The 16756-nt window shown below is 70.5% G+C and carries 13 protein-coding genes; 7 read left to right on the top strand and 6 right to left on the bottom strand.

Annotated features, from left to right (window positions below; genetic code table 11):
• Positions 1 to 150: 150 nt before the first annotated feature.
• Genes ACIREI_RS45055 through ACIREI_RS45035 form a run of 5 tightly spaced genes read right to left on the bottom strand, consistent with a single transcriptional unit; the run spans position 151 to position 5776 of the window.
• Positions 151 to 1461 carry a DUF58 domain-containing protein gene (locus tag ACIREI_RS45055; RefSeq protein ID WP_403346148.1) on the bottom strand — a complete coding sequence of 437 codons (1311 nt, stop codon included), beginning with the start codon at positions 1459 to 1461 and terminating at the stop codon, positions 151 to 153.
• Complete coding sequence (locus ACIREI_RS45050; RefSeq protein ID WP_403346146.1) at positions 1461 to 2450, bottom strand: AAA family ATPase; 990 nt, start codon at positions 2448 to 2450, stop codon at positions 1461 to 1463. The genes ACIREI_RS45055 and ACIREI_RS45050 overlap by 1 nt, the downstream gene beginning before the upstream one ends.
• The gene (locus ACIREI_RS45045) at positions 2450 to 3652 is read right to left on the bottom strand and encodes a DUF4350 domain-containing protein (protein ID WP_403346144.1); all 1203 of its coding nucleotides are present in this window, start codon (positions 3650 to 3652) and stop codon (positions 2450 to 2452) included. The genes ACIREI_RS45050 and ACIREI_RS45045 overlap by 1 nt, the downstream gene beginning before the upstream one ends.
• The gene (locus ACIREI_RS45040) at positions 3649 to 4425 is read right to left on the bottom strand and encodes a DUF4129 domain-containing protein (RefSeq protein WP_403346142.1); all 777 of its coding nucleotides are present in this window, start codon (positions 4423 to 4425) and stop codon (positions 3649 to 3651) included. Before ACIREI_RS45040 ends, ACIREI_RS45045 begins: the two co-directional genes overlap by 4 nt.
• Before the next feature lie 4 nt (positions 4426 to 4429).
• The gene (locus ACIREI_RS45035; protein ID WP_403346140.1) at positions 4430 to 5776 is read right to left on the bottom strand and encodes a glycerophosphoryl diester phosphodiesterase membrane domain-containing protein; all 1347 of its coding nucleotides are present in this window, start codon (positions 5774 to 5776) and stop codon (positions 4430 to 4432) included.
• Between the two features lie 140 nt (positions 5777 to 5916).
• Here ACIREI_RS45035 and mtnA point away from each other — a divergent pair, with 140 nt between their 5' ends.
• The 7 genes from mtnA to ACIREI_RS45000 all read left to right on the top strand — a co-directional run bounded on the left by mtnA (position 5917) and on the right by ACIREI_RS45000 (position 15247).
• Positions 5917 to 7059: an S-methyl-5-thioribose-1-phosphate isomerase gene (mtnA, locus tag ACIREI_RS45030; protein ID WP_403346138.1), complete on the top strand. Its 1143-nt coding sequence runs from the start codon at positions 5917 to 5919 to the stop codon at positions 7057 to 7059.
• A gap of 171 nt (positions 7060 to 7230) precedes the next feature.
• On the top strand, positions 7231 to 7920 hold the full coding sequence (gene mtrA, locus ACIREI_RS45025; RefSeq protein ID WP_199812060.1) for a two-component system response regulator MtrA: 690 nt from the start codon (positions 7231 to 7233) through the stop codon (positions 7918 to 7920).
• Between the two features lies 1 nt (position 7921).
• Complete coding sequence (gene mtrB, locus ACIREI_RS45020; RefSeq protein WP_403346135.1) at positions 7922 to 10000, top strand: MtrAB system histidine kinase MtrB; 2079 nt, start codon at positions 7922 to 7924, stop codon at positions 9998 to 10000.
• Positions 9990 to 11831 (top strand): LpqB family beta-propeller domain-containing protein, encoded by a 1842-nt coding sequence (locus ACIREI_RS45015; RefSeq protein WP_403346133.1) that lies wholly within the window; start codon positions 9990 to 9992, stop codon positions 11829 to 11831. The genes mtrB and ACIREI_RS45015 overlap by 11 nt, the downstream gene beginning before the upstream one ends.
• A gap of 277 nt (positions 11832 to 12108) precedes the next feature.
• Positions 12109 to 13290 carry a ComF family protein gene (locus tag ACIREI_RS45010; RefSeq protein WP_403346131.1) on the top strand — a complete coding sequence of 394 codons (1182 nt, stop codon included), beginning with the start codon at positions 12109 to 12111 and terminating at the stop codon, positions 13288 to 13290.
• Between the two features lie 315 nt (positions 13291 to 13605).
• On the top strand, positions 13606 to 14298 hold the full coding sequence (hpf, locus tag ACIREI_RS45005; RefSeq protein ID WP_383459002.1) for a ribosome hibernation-promoting factor, HPF/YfiA family: 693 nt from the start codon (positions 13606 to 13608) through the stop codon (positions 14296 to 14298).
• Between the two features lie 202 nt (positions 14299 to 14500).
• Positions 14501 to 15247, top strand: coding sequence for a response regulator transcription factor (locus ACIREI_RS45000; RefSeq protein ID WP_062156068.1), 747 nt, complete (start codon positions 14501 to 14503; stop codon positions 15245 to 15247).
• A gap of 80 nt (positions 15248 to 15327) precedes the next feature.
• Here the strand turns inward: ACIREI_RS45000 and ACIREI_RS44995 are convergent, their stop codons facing one another.
• Positions 15328 to 16548, bottom strand: a complete 1221-nt coding sequence (locus ACIREI_RS44995; protein ID WP_403346129.1) for a winged helix-turn-helix domain-containing protein — start codon at positions 16546 to 16548, stop codon at positions 15328 to 15330.
• Positions 16549 to 16756: the final 208 nt, after the last annotated feature.

Raw genomic sequence — 16756 nt, 5'->3', positions numbered from 1 at the left:
CTGCAGGGGGGACCCTGTGGGAGAGTAGGACGCCGCCGAACAAATTTTGAGAAAGCCCCCGGCCGGGGATACCGGCACGGGGGCTTTCTGCATTTGTGGTTCTTGAGTAGCGATTAGGGGCTCCCTAAGGAGAGCGCCGCCATGCCCTACCTATAGGCGGCCCGCTGTCTTGAGGGCCAGGTACGTGTCTGCCAGTGCCGGTGCGAGTTCTTCCGGCGTCGCGTCGACGACCGTGACGCCATGTCGGCGAAGTTGTTCCGCAGTGCGGTGGCGGTCACTCTGGGCTTGGGCGGCTGCTGCGGCCTCGTACACGGCGTCCGTACTTCCACGTGCGGTTGCCATGTTCGCAATGTGAGGGTCCGCTACTGATGCCAGCAGAACCGTATGGCGCTGGGTGAGCTGGGACAGGACCGGGAGCAGGCCTTCTTCGATGGGGGCTGCGTCGAGGGTCGTGAGGAGCACGATCAGGGAGTGGCGGGGCGCAGTGCGGAGTGCCATGGCTGTCAGGCCTCGCGCGTCCGTTTCGATCAGCTCCGGCTCGAGATTGGCCATCGCATGGACCAGGGAGGGGAGGAGGTCGCCTGCTGTGCGGCCCTGGACGAGCGCGCGTACTCGGCGGTCGTAGGCAAGGAGGTCTACGCGGTCGCCGGCTCGGGAAGCGAGGGCGGCCAGGAGTAGTGCCGCGTCCATGGAGGCGTCGAGTCGTGGAGCGTCTCCGACGCGTCCTGCCGAGGTGCGGCCGGTGTCCAAGGCGAGCAGGATGTGGCGGTCGCGTTCGGGGCGCCATGCGCGTACTGCGACCGCAGACTGCCGGGCCGTGGCGCGCCAGTCGATGGAGCGGGTGTCGTCGCCGGGGACGTATTCGCGCAGGCTGTCGAATTCTGTGCCCTGGCCGCGGATGAGCACGCTGGTGCGGCCGTCGAGTTCGCGCAGACGGGCCAGTTTGGAGGGCAGGTGCTTGCGGCTTGCGAAGGGGGGCAGGACGCGTACCGTCCAGGGAACTTTGTGGGTGGCCTGGCGGGAGAAGAGGCCCAGGGGGCCGTATGAGCGGATTGTCACGCGGTCGGCCTGGCGGTCGCCGCGGCGGGTGGGGCGTAGGCGGGTGGTGATGCGGCGGCGTTCGCCGGCGGGGACCGTCGCTGTGTGGCGAGATGACGCCACCTCCGTGCCTGGCTGCCAGCTGCTGGGTGGCCAGGCATCGCGGAGGTGGGCGCGGAGGGGGCGTGGGGATGGGTTTGAGATCGTGAGAGTGACGTCCGCTGTCTCGCCCAGGCGTACGGAGGTGTCGCCGGAACGGGTCAGTCCCAGTCGGCGTACGGGTGCTGCCAGGGCGAAGTCGCAGGCGCAGGCCGCGGCCAAGGGTGCGTTGACCGCGAGGAGGCCCATCCAGCTGGGGTCCCAGATGCCTACGGGGAGGGAGCCTAGGGCCGCGAGGAGTGCGGCGCGTCCGGTGAGTGCCATCAGCGGGGGACGGGGACGTGGGCGAGGATCGCGTTGATGACGGAGTCGGCCGTGACGCCTTCCATCTCGGCCTCGGGGCGGAGTTGTACACGGTGGCGGAGCGTGGGGAGGGCCAGTGCCTTGACGTCGTCGGGGATGACGTAGTCGCGGCCCGTCAGCCAGGCCCATGCGCGGGCGGTGGCCAGGAGGGCCGTCGCGCCGCGTGGGGAGACGCCCAGGGTCAGGGACGGTGATTCTCGGGTGGCCCGGCAGATGTCGACCACATAGGCCGTGATCTCCGGGGAGACCGTCGTCTTGGCCACCGCGGCGCGTGCCGCTTCCAGATCTGCTGGGCCTGCCACGGGGCGTACGCCGGCGGCGCGCAGGTCGCGCGGGTTGAAGCCCTCGGCGTGACGGGTGAGGACATCGATCTCGTCCTGGCGGGAGGGCAGCGGGATCGTGAGCTTGAGGAGGAAACGGTCCAGCTGGGCTTCGGGGAGGGGGTACGTGCCCTCGTATTCCACCGGGTTCTGTGTCGCGGCGACGAGGAACGGCTCGGGGAGCGGGCGAGGGGTGCCGTCGACTGTGACCTGGCGTTCCTCCATGGCCTCCAGCAGGGACGACTGGGTCTTCGGCGGGGTGCGGTTGATCTCGTCGGCGAGGAGGAGGTTGGTGAAGACCGGGCCGGGCTGGAAGGAGAACTCGGCGGTGCGGGTGTCGTAGACGAGGGATCCCGTGACGTCGCTCGGCATGAGGTCGGGGGTGAACTGGACGCGCTTGGTGTCGAGTTCGAGTGCGGATGCGAGGGTGCGGACGAGCAACGTTTTCGCGACCCCAGGGACTCCTTCTAGGAGAACGTGTCCGCGGCAGAGGAGGGCGACGACGAGGCCGGTCACAGCGGGGTCCTGGCCGACCACGGCTTTGGCGATCTCGGCGCGCAGGGCTTCCAGGGAGGCGCGGGCGGTGCCCGGGTCCCCGGTGGTCCCGGCGTTGTCAGTGGTCGGGTCCATCATGGACGGCGTACCTCTCTTTCGAGGGCGTCGAGTTGGTCGGCGAGGGCGATGAGGGCCGTGTCGTCGCTGGGCGGCGGGCCGAAGAGGAGAGTGTGCAGGGTCTGTCCGTCTCCGTGGTTGTGGAGGTGGGCGGACAGGGCGGGGAGCAGGGCCTCGGGCGCGTGCGCCTGGGAGACGGGGACGCCTACGAGGGGGGCGAGGCGCGTGCGGGTGGTGGAGCGAAGAGCGGCGGCCGCGCGGTCGCGGGCATTGGCCTTGCGGTAAAGGCGGGCGCGGCCTTCGACGGTTTCGGAGGCGCGGATCGCCACGGGGAGCTTTTCGGGCACCAGCGGGCCGAGTCGGCGTGCCCTCCAGAGGGCGGCCAGGGCTGCGGCGATGAAGAGTTGCAGGGTGCCCCAGATCCAGCCCGAAGGGATCAGGTCGAAGAAGCTGCGTTCGTCGTCCGCGTCGGCGGCCGACGTGTCGGAGAGCGAGGGGAGGTACCAGACCAAGTGGGGGCGGGAGCCGAGAAGTTGGAGGGCGAGGGAGGCGTTGCCCTGCTCGTCGAGGTGGTCGTTGTAGAGGATGTCGGGCGCGCCGAGAACGATGGAGTCGCCGTCCCCGGTGGTCTCCGGGACGCGCAGGAGGGTGGCCAGGCGCTCGCTGGGGTAGCACTGGTCGGCGTCGAGGTGGGTGGTGGTGTAGCGGACGCCGCCCAGGTCGGCGGTGCCCGCGCGCTGGGCGGCGGGCAGGGCGCAGTCGGGGGAGAGCTCCGAGTCGAGGCTGGTGGCGGGATCCGCGGTGACTCCGGGGACGAGCCTTTCGACGGACCAGCTGCCGGGGGCGACGAGGACGGTACGGCCGCCGGAACCTGCAGTCGCCGAGCGCAGCCGGGACTGTTGACGGTGCGTCAGCAGGTCGGGAGTGGCAACCAAGAGGGTGGTGTCCGCGGTGGACGCGGCGCGTGCCTCGTCCAGGGTGGTGACGATGCGTGTGTCCACGCCGCGGTCGGCGAGGAGTTCGGCGACGGCCCGGCTGCCCCTGGGGTCGGCGGAGCGTGGGTCGAGGGCACCGTGCCGGGCGTCGGAGCGGATCGTGGCGATCACGACGGCCGCCGCAAGCAGGAGCACGACGGCGAGGACAACACCTCGCGTGCGGGTCCACACCTGGCGCGGGGTGGGGGAAGCCGAGGTGGACGGGAGCGTGGCCTCGGTGGTCATTCGGGGGCTCCCTGGCGGGCGTTGTGGGCCGTGCTGGGGGTGCTGCTCGCGAGCTGTGGCTTGGTGCTCTCCAAGGCGCGGTCGAGTTCGGCGATGCGTTGGTACGCCGGTTGGGTCGCGGTCCGTCCGCCGTATGTGACGTCGTCGAAGTCCCGGGCAGCGGCACGCAGTGGGTTCGTGTGGGAGGGCAGTGAGCGGCCTGCTTCGGCGGCGGCCTCGTCGGCGGTGCGGCCGGGCCGGACGTCGAGGAGCGCGCGTTCCTCGAGTGAGCGGACGATGGCGCGCATGCGTTCCTGGACGGCCTGGTTCCAGTGGCCCTGGGCGGCGTGTGCTTCGGCGGCGGCTCGGTGTTCGGCGGCGCTGCGGGGGCGGTCGTCGAAGAGGGCGGCGGAGGAGGTGGGTTGGCGGCGCGGGGTGCCTAGGCGCCACCAGAGGGCGCCTAGGACCGCCAGGACGACCAGGATGACGACGATCAGGCCGAGCGGGCCCCCGGGCGTCACGGTCGAGGCACTGCTGAACAAGTCCTCGACCCAGTCCCAGAAGGTGTCCAGGGCGCGCTGGAACCAACTGGGTTCGTTCTCGTGGTACATGTGCTTCGACAGTTCGCGCCGTGCCGCTTCCCGCGCGGGATCACGTGGGGTCGTCAGCGGCGGCTCGTCGTCGGAGCCCGCCGCCAGCGACAGGACGGACATGTCGCCGAAGCGCAGAGATGCGCGTACGGCCACGTCCGGCAGTGCCGACGTCGTTGTGAGAACTCCCCCCGCCAGGCTCACCGGTTCAGCTCCCCGGGGTGCCGGTGCCGTAGTCCTGGACGCCGGCGGCTCGGGCCAGTTCGAGGTCGAGAGCCTCGCGGCGGATGCGCTGGTCGATGTAGAGCAGGACGGTGACGCCGGCCGTGATCGGGAAGGTGATCATGGAGCCGATCACCGAACCGATGCCGCTGATGATGAGGAACGTCCAGCCGAACTCGGTGGTGCCGTTGAGGAAGGTGGTGGCGCCGTCGCCGCTGAGCGCACCGGCGAGGAAAGTGAAGGGGATGACGACGATCGCCGCGAGGATGTTCGCGATGATCGTGGCGAGCAGCTGGATGCCGAAGACGCGCCACCAGGAGCCCCGCACCAGCTTCGCGGAGCGGCTCAGCGCCTTCACGATGCCCTGCTTCTCCAGCATCAGAGCGGGCGAGGCGAGGGAGAAGCGGAACCACAGCCACAGTGCGACGATGCCGGCGCCGAGGATGCCCAGGACAGCGAGTGCCGCACCCGCGTCACCGGAGCCCGTGGCAGCCACGAGGATGCCGGGCACAGCGCCAGCGAGCACCAGGCCGAAGACCATGAGCAGCAGCAGGAAGAGCAGGCCGAAGAGAGGCAGCACCCGAGGGCGGGCGTCCCGCCAGGCCTCGCCGGTGCTCACCGACTTGCCGAGGACCGCGCGACTCGTAACCGTCGTCAGCAGTGCGGTCGCGATGATCGCGCCGATCACCGAGATCAGGAGGAGCACGCTGGAACTGAGCAGGGCGTCGCCTGTGGCGCGGGTCAGCTCGCTGACGGTGGCGTTCGGGTCGTTGAGGGCCTCGGTGCTGACGAGGTCGTTCAGGACGAAGCCCTGGACCAGGATGACGAGGATCTCCGTCACGATCGCGACGGTCAGGGAGATGCCCAGGACCGTGCGCCAGTAGGTGCGCATGGTGGAGACCGCGCCGTCGAGAATCTCTCCGACGCCGAGAGGGCGCAGCGGGATCACGCCGGGCTTGGCCGCGGGCGGAGGACCGCCCCAGCCGCCTCCCCAGGCACCGTATCCGCCCGGGGCGCCGTAGCCCTGGTGGCCGCCGCCGTGGCCGCCGTGGCTGCCGTATCCGCCCGGGCCGGCGGGAGGGCGAGCGCCCCAGCCGGGGCCGGGCGGTGGGGGCGGCGGGGCCTGGCCCGGAGGCTGGGGCCCTGTCGGGGCGGACCACTGACCGGGTGGCGGCTGCTCCTTGGACCACTTCGGGCCGGGGCCCTGTGGGTCCGGTCCTGCCTCCTGCGCGGAGTCGGGACGGTCTGCGGGCTCGGACGTCCCGGACGTGCCGGGTTCCTGCCCGTCGGACGGGGCGGATCCGGGCGAGGCCCAGCCCGGAGTGTCTTTCATCGTCGCTCCTTCACGGTGCCCGTCCGCGGTCGCGGTGGCAGGTTGGCAGCCATCGTGCCATGGGGTGGTCGGCGAGGTACCGGCCGCGGTGTGGGCTGTACACCTTCAATTGTCCGCCGGACAAAGGGCAGACTGGCCACATGGCTGATCAGTACGCGCAATCCGGCGAGGACAGCAGGCCGATCGAGATACCGGCGATCCGATGGGACGAACCACCTGAAGGCCCCGTACTGGTCCTTCTCGACCAGACGCGGCTGCCGGCCGAGGAGGTCGAGCTGGTCTGTACGGACGCGCCCGCGCTGGTGGAGGCGATCCGTTCGCTCGCCGTGCGTGGGGCGCCGCTGCTCGGGATCGCCGGGGCGTACGGCGTCGCGCTCGCCGCCGCGCGAGGGTTCGACGTGGACGACGCCGCGGAGTCGCTGGCGGGCGCTCGGCCCACCGCGGTGAACCTCGCCGTTGGTGTGCGCAGGGCCCAGTCCGCGTACCGGGCCGAGCTCGCGAAGAGCGGGGATGTCGAGCAGGCCGCCGCTGCGGCGCTGGGCGCGGCGCGGGCGCTGCACCAGGAGGACGCCGAGGCCAGCTCCCGGATGGCCGAGCGGGGACTGGCTCTGCTGGACGAGCTGCTGCCAGGTGGTGGGCACCGCATCCTCACGCACTGCAACACCGGGGCGCTGGTGTCGGGCGGGGAAGGTACGGCGTTCGCGGTGGCGCTCGCGGCGCACCGGGCCGGGCGGCTCAGGCGGCTGTGGGTGGACGAGACGCGGCCGTTGCTGCAGGGGGCTCGCCTGACGGCGTACGAGGCGGCGCGCAGCGGTATGGCGTACACCCTGCTCACGGACAACGCGGCGGGGTCCCTGTTCGCCGCCGGAGAGGTGGACGCGGTGCTGATCGGCGCGGACCGTATCGCGGCCGACGGATCGGTGGCGAACAAGGTGGGGAGCTATCCGCTCGCGGTGCTCGCGCGCTACCACCATGTGCCGTTCATCGTGGTGGCGCCGCTGACGACGGTGGATCCGCAGACGCCGGACGGGGCGTCCATCGAGGTCGAGCAGCGGCCCGGATTCGAGGTGACCGAGGTCGTGGCGCCCCACGCGCCGGTGGCGGGGGCGGAACCGGGAGGCGGGATTCCGGTGGCGCCGCTGGGGACCCAGGCGTACAACCCGGCGTTCGACGTGACGCCGCCCGAGCTGGTGACGGCGATCGTCACCGAGGAGGGAACCGCGTCGCCCGTGACAGCTGAGGCGCTGGCCGAGCTCTGTGCCAGGTCGCGGCAGCTGACGTAGAGCTTGTGAGGTAGGGGTCGGAATCAGTCGGGCGGGCAAGGCGGGCCCTACCCGCCCGTTGAGTCACGCCCTGTGATGTGGACGAGGGCAGACAGTAGGGACTGCGTACGACTAAGGTCACTGGCCGGTGACCTATCTCACCACTGCCTTCGCCACTGTTATGAGAATGGGATGATGGCATTCATGAAGGGACGAGTCCTTGTCGTCGACGACGACACCGCACTGGCCGAGATGCTCGGCATCGTGCTGCGTGGTGAAGGTTTTGAGCCGTCTTTCGTAGCCGACGGCGACAAGGCGTTGGCCGCATTCCGGGAGAGCAAGCCCGATCTGGTGCTGCTCGACCTGATGCTGCCCGGTCGGGACGGCATCGAGGTGTGCCGTCTGATCAGGGCGGAGTCCGGCGTGCCGATCGTGATGCTGACGGCGAAGAGCGACACCGTCGATGTCGTGGTGGGCCTGGAGTCCGGCGCCGACGACTACATCGTGAAGCCGTTCAAGCCGAAGGAACTGGTTGCTCGGATCCGGGCGCGGCTGCGGAGGTCGGAGGAGCCGGCGCCGGAGCAGCTCGCGATCGGTGATCTTGTCATCGACGTGGCCGGGCACTCCGTGAAGCGGGACGGGCAGTCGATCGCGCTGACGCCGCTGGAGTTCGATCTGCTGGTCGCGCTGGCCCGTAAGCCGTGGCAGGTGTTCACGCGTGAGGTGCTCCTGGAGCAGGTGTGGGGCTACCGGCACGCGGCCGACACTCGTCTGGTCAACGTGCATGTGCAGCGCCTGCGTTCCAAGGTCGAGAAGGACCCGGAGCGGCCGGAGATCGTGGTGACCGTTCGTGGTGTCGGCTACAAGGCGGGGCCGAGCTGACATGTCCGGGGACAGTGCCGCTTCGGCCCCCGGTCGGACCGGGGCCCGTCCGGAGCGGCCTGTCGGCCGGAAGACGTCGGGCTCCCGTTGGGGACGGTTTCTCGAGGGCGGGCTGCTGCAGGGCGGAGTTCAGGGCAGCCCGGTTCTTCGTCTGGTGCTGCGCTGGGTGCGCCGACCGCTGCTGCCCGTCATGCGGCTGTGGCGGCGCAACATCCAGCTCAAGGTCGTTGTCACGACCCTGCTGATGTCGCTCGGTGTCGTGCTGCTGCTGGGCTTCGTCGTCATCGGGCAGGTGCGTAATGGCCTGCTGGACGCCAAGGTGAAGGCCTCGCAGAGCCAGGCCACCGGCGGGTTCGCGGCGGCCAAGCAAAGGGCCGACGAGGCCGCCGCCGGGACCGCCGACGACGGCGGGACGGTGGACGGGCGGGCCGAGCAGAACGTCAGCCCGTGGATGGGTGACCTCGTTTCCTCGCTCTCCAGCGGCGGCCAGGGAGCCTTCGCCGTGGTGTCGCTCCCGACCTCCGCGGGCGGCGACACCGGTGGGCGCGCACGGCGTGCTTCCGGTGAGGTGGATCCCACCGTGAGCGTGCCCGAGGACCTGCGCGAGCGGATCGACAGCAGTACGGGCGCGTTCCAGAGCTATACCCGCATCGTCTACAACCGCAGTGCCGATAAGGAGTCGCAGCCGGCCCTGGTCATCGGCAAGCAGGTCAACGACCCCAACGGCGACCCGTACCAGCTCTACTACCTCTTCCCGCTCACCCAGGAGGAGAAGTCGCTGAGCCTGGTCAAGGGAACGCTCGCCACCGCCGGACTCTTCGTCGTCGTACTCCTCGGGGCCATCGCCTGGCTCGTGGTGCGCCAGGTCGTCACGCCCGTGCGGATGGCGGCCGGGATCGCCGAGCGGCTGTCCGCCGGGCGGCTGCAGGAACGGATGAAGGTCACCGGCGAGGACGACATCGCGCGGCTCGGCGAGGCCTTCAACAAGATGGCGCAGAACCTCCAGCTGAAGATCCAGCAGCTGGAGGATTTGTCGCGGATGCAGCGGCGGTTCGTGTCCGACGTGTCGCACGAGCTGCGGACGCCGTTGACGACCGTACGGATGGCCGCCGACGTCATACATGAGGCGCGGGAGGACTTCGATCCGGTGACCGCGCGGTCGGCGGAACTGCTCGCCGACCAGCTGGACCGGTTCGAGTCGCTGCTCGCCGACCTGCTGGAGATCAGCCGCTTCGACGCGGGCGCGGCGGCGCTGGAGGCGGAGCCGATCGACCTCAGGGAGGTCGTCCGGCGCGTCGTCAGTGGGGCTGAGCCGCTCGCCGAGCGCAAGGGCAGCCAGATACGCATCGTCGGAGACCAGCAGCCCATCGTCGCCGAGGCCGACGCGCGGCGGGTTGAACGCGTGCTGCGCAACCTCGTCGTCAACGCCGTCGAGCACGGCGAGGGCAAGGACGTCGTCGTCAAGCTCGCGGCGGCGGGTGGGGCAGTCGCCGTCGCGGTGCGCGACTACGGCGTCGGGCTCAAGCCCGGCGAGGCGACCCGTGTCTTCAGCCGCTTCTGGCGGGCGGACCCGGCACGCGCGCGTACGACGGGCGGTACGGGTCTGGGGCTGTCCATCGCGCTGGAGGACGCGCGGCTGCACGGCGGCTGGCTGCAGGCGTGGGGCGAGCCGGGGGGCGGTTCGCAGTTCCGGCTGACGCTGCCGCGGACCGCGGACGAGCCGCTTCGGGGCTCGCCGATACCTCTGGAGCCCAAGGACTCGCGCCGCAATCGTGGACTTGATGACGCCGGTCTGCCGTCCGGCGGCGGTGAGAAGGCCGCGACGGTGCCGGCGCAGCCGACGGGGAACCAAGGGCCCTCGATGCCGTCGAGGGACCCGATCGCGCCGCGTCTGGGCGCCACCTCGCTTCCCAAAGCCGATCCGACCGCGCTGCCCGGCAACGGCGCGCGGGTGGTCCCCAGGCCCGCCTCGGGCGCGCGGAGACAGGACGACACGCCCGGTGTGGACGGGCCGCCGAGCGAGGAGGCCGAGCAGGGCGGGGAGTCGAGCAAGCATGGGGAGGCATCTCGTGGGCGCTGACCGCGAGGGGGGAGCCCGGCGCATGCCGGGGCGCGCGGTGGCGTACGCCGCCTGTGGAGCCGTACTGCTGGCGGGGTGCGCCTCGATGCCGGACAGCGGCGATCTGCGCGGCGTCGAGTCCACGCCGCGCCAGGACGCGCAGGTGCGGGTCTTCGCCAATCCGCCGCACGAGGACGCTTCGTCGTCGGAGATCCTGTCGGGCTTCCTGGAGGCACTGACCAGCGACGACCCGAACTATGAGATAGCGCGCAAGTACCTGACCAAGGAAGCGTCGGCCAAGTGGCGGCCCCTGCTGTCCACGACGGTGCTCGCGGACGGACCGGGCGCCGAAGCCGAACGTGTGGGAGGCCGGGAGGAGACCGACAACCTCTCGTACACGCTGTCCGGTACCAAGGTCGCCACGGTCGACGCGCAGCAGTCGTACGCGCCCGCCAGTGGGGACTACAGCGAGCCGATGCACCTCACCCGGGACAAGAAGACGAAGCAGTGGCGCATCGACGTGCCGCCGCGCGGCGTCGTCATGGGCAAGTCGGACTTCCAGCGCAACTACATGTCCGTCGACAAGTACTACTTCGCCACGAACACCACGCTCGGGACCTCCCCGCACACGGCGGCCGTCGCCGACCCCGTCTACGTGCGCAGGAACGTGGACCCCATGACGCAGACAGTGCGCTCCCTGCTCGCGGGGCCCACCAGCTGGCTCGACCCGGTGGTCAGGTCGAGCTTCCCCACAGGTGCGGCGCTCAAGGACGGCGTCACCTCCCTGACGCCCAATGATCAGAACGTCCTGGCCGTGTCGTTGAACGACAAGGCGGCCCGGGTCGGCCTGGCCCAGTGCAAGGAGATGGCGGCCCAGCTTCTGTTCACCCTGCAGAACCTCACCCCCACGGTGGATGAGGTCGAGCTGAAGGCGGGCGGCAGGCAGCGGTGCACGCTCGGGGAGAGAGACGCGGAGGGAGTCGCCACGCGCGGGTCGGTGGAGCGCGCCGACTACCTGTACTTCCTCGACGCCAAGCACCGGCTCGTACGGCTGGCCGCCGCGACCAAGGACACGACACCCGACCCCGTGCCGGGCGCCCTGGGTGAGGGCGATGCGCAGCTGGGATCGGTGGCGGTGTCGCGTGACGAGGACATGGCTGCCGGGGTCGGCCTCAACGGCAAGGAGCTGTACGTCGGGGCGCTGGTGTCGGGCGGTCCGCTCGGGGAGCCGGAGCTGACCAGCGCGGGCCCGACGGCGGATGAGCGGCTGTCGGCGCCCAGCTGGGACGCCCAGGGCGACCTGTGGGTGGCCGACCGTGACCCCGACAATCCTCGGCTGCTCCTGCTGAAGGAGGGCGTGGACGATCCCCTGGTGGTGAAGACGCCGCCGGGGCTGGAGGGGCGCATCGAGTCCGTACGGGTGGCCGCCGACGGGGTGCGGATCGCGCTCGTGGTGGAGCAGGGGGACAAGTCGTCGCTGCTCATCGGGCGGATCGAACGGAGCGAGGACGGCAAGGCGGGGGAGCGCTCGGCCGTCTCGGTGCACGAACTGCGTTCCGCGACACCGCAGTTGGAGGAGGTCACCGCCATGTCGTGGGCAGGTGACAGCCGGCTCGTGGTGGTCGGGCGTGAGCAGGGTGGCGTGCAGACGATGCGGTACGTCCAGGTCGACGGCTCCACGCCGGAAGAGCCGGCGCCCGCGGCCCTCAGCGGCGTCAAGGAGATCACCGCGTCCGAGGACGCACAGCTGCCGCTGGTCGGGTACTCGGAGGACGGGATCGTAAGGCTGCCGTCCGGGACGCAGTGGGAGAAGATCGTGACGGACGGGACGGCGCCGGTTTATCCGGGGTGAGGTTTTGTCCGGGCCGGGCCCTTGAGGTTCGAGGCTATGAGCGTGGTGGCCGCTTTCGGCCGGGGGGACTCCGGCCGGAAGCGGCCGCTTCCGTTTTGACGGCTGGGAATCCCGCGGTGGAACCCGCTCGTGGAATTCCGGTGGGGGGAGCCCGACGGTGGGCTTCCGGCGCTGGTCCGAGGCAGATGTGGGTGGCTGCGCGCCGGTGCTGGAGTTTTCCACAGGGAGTTATCCACAGGGGTGGTCGGTCGGGGCGGGTGTTGGCACAGTGGTGGGCATGCGGGGGTGGTGGCAGGACCTCACCGACCTGGTGCTGCCGGCTGAGTGCGGAGGCTGTGCAAGGCCTCGCACGGTGCTCTGCCCGGAGTGCCGTGCCGTCCTGAGCGGGCGCGTACCGAGCCGGGTGCGACCGGTGCCGGAGCCGTCCGGGCTGCCGGTCGTGCACGCGGCGGCACGGTACTCGGACGAGGTGCGGGCTGTGCTGCTGGCCCACAAGGAACGCGGGGCGCTGGCGCTCGCGGCACCGCTCGGGACGGCTCTGGCGGGAGCCGTGCGAGCAGGGCTGCGGGAGGCACGGATGTACGGAGACGGGGCGTCCGTACGGGCCGTACGGTCCCGGGGTTCACAGGTGCGAGCCGACGGGGTGGGGCGGTTCGGCAGTGCCGGTGCGCCGGTGCTGCTCGTACCCGTTCCGTCCGCGCGAGGGGCGGTTCGGGCAAGGGGGCATGATCCGGCGCGGCGGATCGCCCTCGCGACCGCGGGTGAGCTGCGGCGGGCCGGGACACCGGCGCGGGTGCTCGCCGTGCTGCGGCAGAGACGTGCGGTGGCCGATCAGGCCGGGCTCAACTCGCGGCAGCGGCTGGACAATCTCGCCGGCGCGCTGACGGTGGCTCCCGGTGGCGGCCGGATGCTCGCGGGCGGTGCGGTCGTGCTCGTCGACGACCTGATGACGACGGGCGCGTCCCTGGCGGAGGCTGCGCGTGCTGTGCGGGCGGCCTTGGCTGAGGAAGCAGAGTCCTGCGGGCCGGAGGGGGCGCAGCCCCGTAGCCCAGGGGAAGCGGACCCTCGCAGCCCGGGGAGAGCGGACACGCGCAGTCGTACGGCCGAGTCGGCAGCCCACGGCTGCGCGGTGCGGTCGGTCGTGTACGGCAGGGCGGCGGGCACGGAGGTCGGCAGGGGCACGGCTGAGGCAGCGGGCGGGTACGGCGGAACGACGGAGGCGGTGGGCGCGTATGGATGGGTGAGCGCGGAGTTCGGAGCGAGTGGTGACGGGAGAACCGCTGTGTACGGGGCGGGAACTCGGGAAAGCACATGGGAACGGAGAGCTGGAGCGATGGAGGGCGCTGTGCGGCGGACGTGCCAGGGGCCGGGAATCATGGGCGCCGGACGGGCCGGTGACGTGATCTGCGCGGCCGTGGTCGCTGCGTCGCCGGATTCTTTCGAAATAAACCGGAACTGACTGCGAACTTGCATCGTTGCAGGTAACGAGAGGGTCAATTCACCTGAACGGAGGTACGCCGGAGTAGAGGGTGACGACATCCGTCCGGGCGAGATATGTTCGGTTGTGAGGGAAAGGCGCAGGCCATCCCTGCCATATCCGAATGCCGTGCTGCGGGTTTTACGCAATCAGCCGCGGCGATGGGGTGGAGATCTTGCCCATGGGGGAGGAGGAGGTGGAAGTCACCGAGTCCGAGGTTCCGGGGTTCACCGGAGCCTGGTGCAAAAGGGAGATGCTCCGCCGATGGAGCGGAGTGATCCGGGAACGGAGTTCTGCGTGGACATCGTCGTCAAGGGCCGCAAGACCGAGGTGCCCGAGCGGTTCCGCAAGCACGTGGCCGAGAAGCTGAAGCTGGAGAAGATCCAGAGGCTCGATGCCAAGGTGATCAGCCTCGACGTCGAGGTGTCCAAGGAGCCCAACCCCCGACAGGCCGACCGCAGTGATCGAGTGGAGATCACGCTCCGCTCCCGCGGTCCGGTGATCCGGGCGGAGGCAGCGGCCAGCGATCCGTACGCGGCGCTCGACCTGGCGGCGGAGAAGCTGGATGCCCGGCTGCGCAAGCAGCACGACAAGCGTTTCTCGCGCCGAGGTGCACGCCGACTCACGGCGGCCGAGGTCCCCGACCACGTTCCGGGCGCGGCGACGCTCAACGGCAACGGCCACACCTTCCAGGAAGAAGAGCCGGACGGAGTTCCCACCAAGAAGATCGGCTCGCTGGAAGTAAAGGGCGAAGGCCCCCTCATCGTGCGCGAGAAGACGCACGTCGCCTCCCCGATGACCCTCGACCAGGCCCTCTACGAGATGGAGCTGGTCGGGCACGACTTCTACCTCTTCGTCGACTCCGAGACGAAGGAACCGAGTGTCGTCTACCGGCGGCACGCTTACGACTACGGGGTCATCCACCTCAACACGGACCCGATGGTCGCCCAGGCGCAGTCTCCCGCGGCTGGTGGCACGCTGGGCGGCTGACCCACCCGGCTGACAGCTGAGCCGGTGCCCCTGGAGCGCGTGTGCGCCCCCAGGGGCACCGGTGTGCGACCACTTCGCGCCCCGGTAGTCACCGCAGTGTCGGTCGGGCATGAAATCATGGCCGCTACCGGCCCAACCGGTGGGCCGTTGCCTTGGGTTGGCGATGGCAAACGACCAGCCACAGCCTTCAGGGGGAGGAACGATGGCGGACAGCTTCGGACCGATGCGGGACGAGGATGCCGACGGTGACGTCGTCGGCATGGGCCCGGACGCGGGCTCTCCACGCAAGGAGCCGATCAGAGTCCTCGTCGTGGACGACCACGCCCTGTTCCGCCGTGGACTGGAGATCGTGCTCGCGGCCGAGGAGGACATCCAGGTCGTGGGGGAGGCGGGAGACGGCGCGGAGGCCGTCGACAAGGCCGCGGACCTGCTGCCGGACATCGTCCTGATGGACGTTCGGATGCCCAAGCGGGGCGGGATCGAGGCCTGCACCTCCATCAAGGAGGTGGCCCCCAGCGCGAAGATCATCATGCTGACGATCAGCGACGAGGAGGCCGACCTCTACGACGCGATCAAGGCGGGCGCGACCGGTTATCTCCTCAAGGAGATCTCCACGGACGAGGTGGCCACCGCCATTCGCGCGGTGGCCGATGGACAGTCGCAGATCAGTCCGTCCATGGCGTCGAAACTGCTCACCGAGTTCAAGTCGATGATCCAGCGGACGGATGAGCGCCGACTGGTGCCCGCGCCGCGGCTGACGGACCGTGAGCTGGAGGTCCTCAAACTCGTCGCCACCGGGATGAACAACCGCGATATCGCCAAGGAGTTGTTCATCTCCGAGAACACCGTGAAGAACCATGTGCGCAACATCCTGGAGAAGCTGCAGCTGCACTCCAGGATGGAGGCCGTGGTGTATGCGATGCGGGAGAAGATTCTCGAGATCCGTTGAGGGGGCTTACGCCGTCCTGGCCGTCCTGACGGGCGTGGATCCTGGAGGGCCCGGGCGGGGTCCTGGCGGGCTTCTGAGGGTCACGCCACTATGCGGGTGAGCTCGCTGGCGAGCGGCTCCCGCAGGTGGGGTGCGTCCACCCGTTCCACGCGTACGTCCGTGCAGTTCACCCAGCTCGCCGCCTCGGCCAGTGCCTGGGCAACCGCGGGGACCGCCTTCGGGCCGTCCAAGGTGACCTGCTTGGCCACCAGCGTGCTGCCCTCGCGGGCGGGGTCCACGCGGCCGACGAGGCGGCCGCCGGCCAGGACCGGCATCGCGAAGTAGCCGTAGACCCGCTTCTGCTTGGGGACGTAGGCCTCCAAGCGGTGGGTGAAGCCGAAGATGCGCTCCGTGCGTGCCCGTTCCCAGATCAGGGAGTCGAACGGGGACAGGAGCGTCGTGCGGTGGCGGCCGCGCGGAGGGGTCTCCAGGGCCGCGGGGTCCGCCCAGGCCGGCTTGCCCCACCCCTCGACCGTGACCGGGACCAGGCCTGAGTCGGCGATCACCGCGTCCACTTGCTCGCCCTTGAGGCGGTGGTAGTCGGCGATGTCCGCGCGTGTGCCGACACCGAGGGACTGGCCGGCCAGGCGGACCAGGCGGCGCAGGCACTCGGTGTCGTCCAACTCGTCGTGCAGCAGTGTCTGCGGGATGGCGCGTTCGGCGAGGTCGTAGACGCGCTTCCAGCCGCGGCGCTCGACGCAGACCACCTCGCCGTACATCAGGGCGCGTTCCGCGGCGACCTTCGAACCCGACCAGTCCCACCACTCGCTGGTCCGCTTCGCGCCGCCCAGTTCTGTCGCGGTGAGGGGGCCTTCGGTGCGGAGCTGCTTGATGACCTGGTCGTAGGCGCCGTCGGGGAGTTCGTGGTTCCAGTGGGGGCGGTTTCGGTAGGCGCGGCGGCGGAAGGCGAAGTGGGGCCATTCCTCGATGGGGAGGATGCAGGCGGCGTGGGACCAGTATTCGAAGGCGTGGGGGTGGGGCGGTTGTGACGGGGGTGCGTCAGTGGACGTGGTGGATGTCGTCGGTGTCCAGTAGGCGGTCTCGATCGTCTTGCGGGCTACCGCGCCCAGGCGGGCGTAGGGGATGAGCTCGTGGGAGCGGGCCAGGACCGAGATGGTGTCGAGTTGGACCGCGCCGAGGTGACGGAGGATGCCGCGGACGCCGGACCTGCGGTTGGGGGTGCCGAGGAAGCCTTGGGCTCTCAAGGTGATGCGGCGGGCTTCGTCTGCTGAGAGGTCGGTGGTGGGGCGCGGGGTCGTCATGGGTTCGGACGATAGGGGGTGGCACTGACAATGGGGAGTGAGCTGGGGGTTTGGGGGCGGGGGCCGATGCTGGGGCGGTGTGGGGAGGGTTTCGCCCCCGCCGCCCCTACCCGTCCCATCCTCCAGGGGCGCTGCCCCTTCGACCCCGCCTCCCGGGGGGGGGGGGGGGGCCCCCCCCCCCCCCCCGGCCCCCCCGCGCCCCCCGGGG

The organism is Streptomyces sp. NPDC093591, assembly GCF_044764885.1.
In the GTDB taxonomy this organism is placed as follows: domain Bacteria; phylum Actinomycetota; class Actinomycetes; order Streptomycetales; family Streptomycetaceae; genus Streptomyces.
Note: the sequence above shows the minus strand (reverse complement) of the source record. Positions and strands in the feature narration are given on the sequence as shown.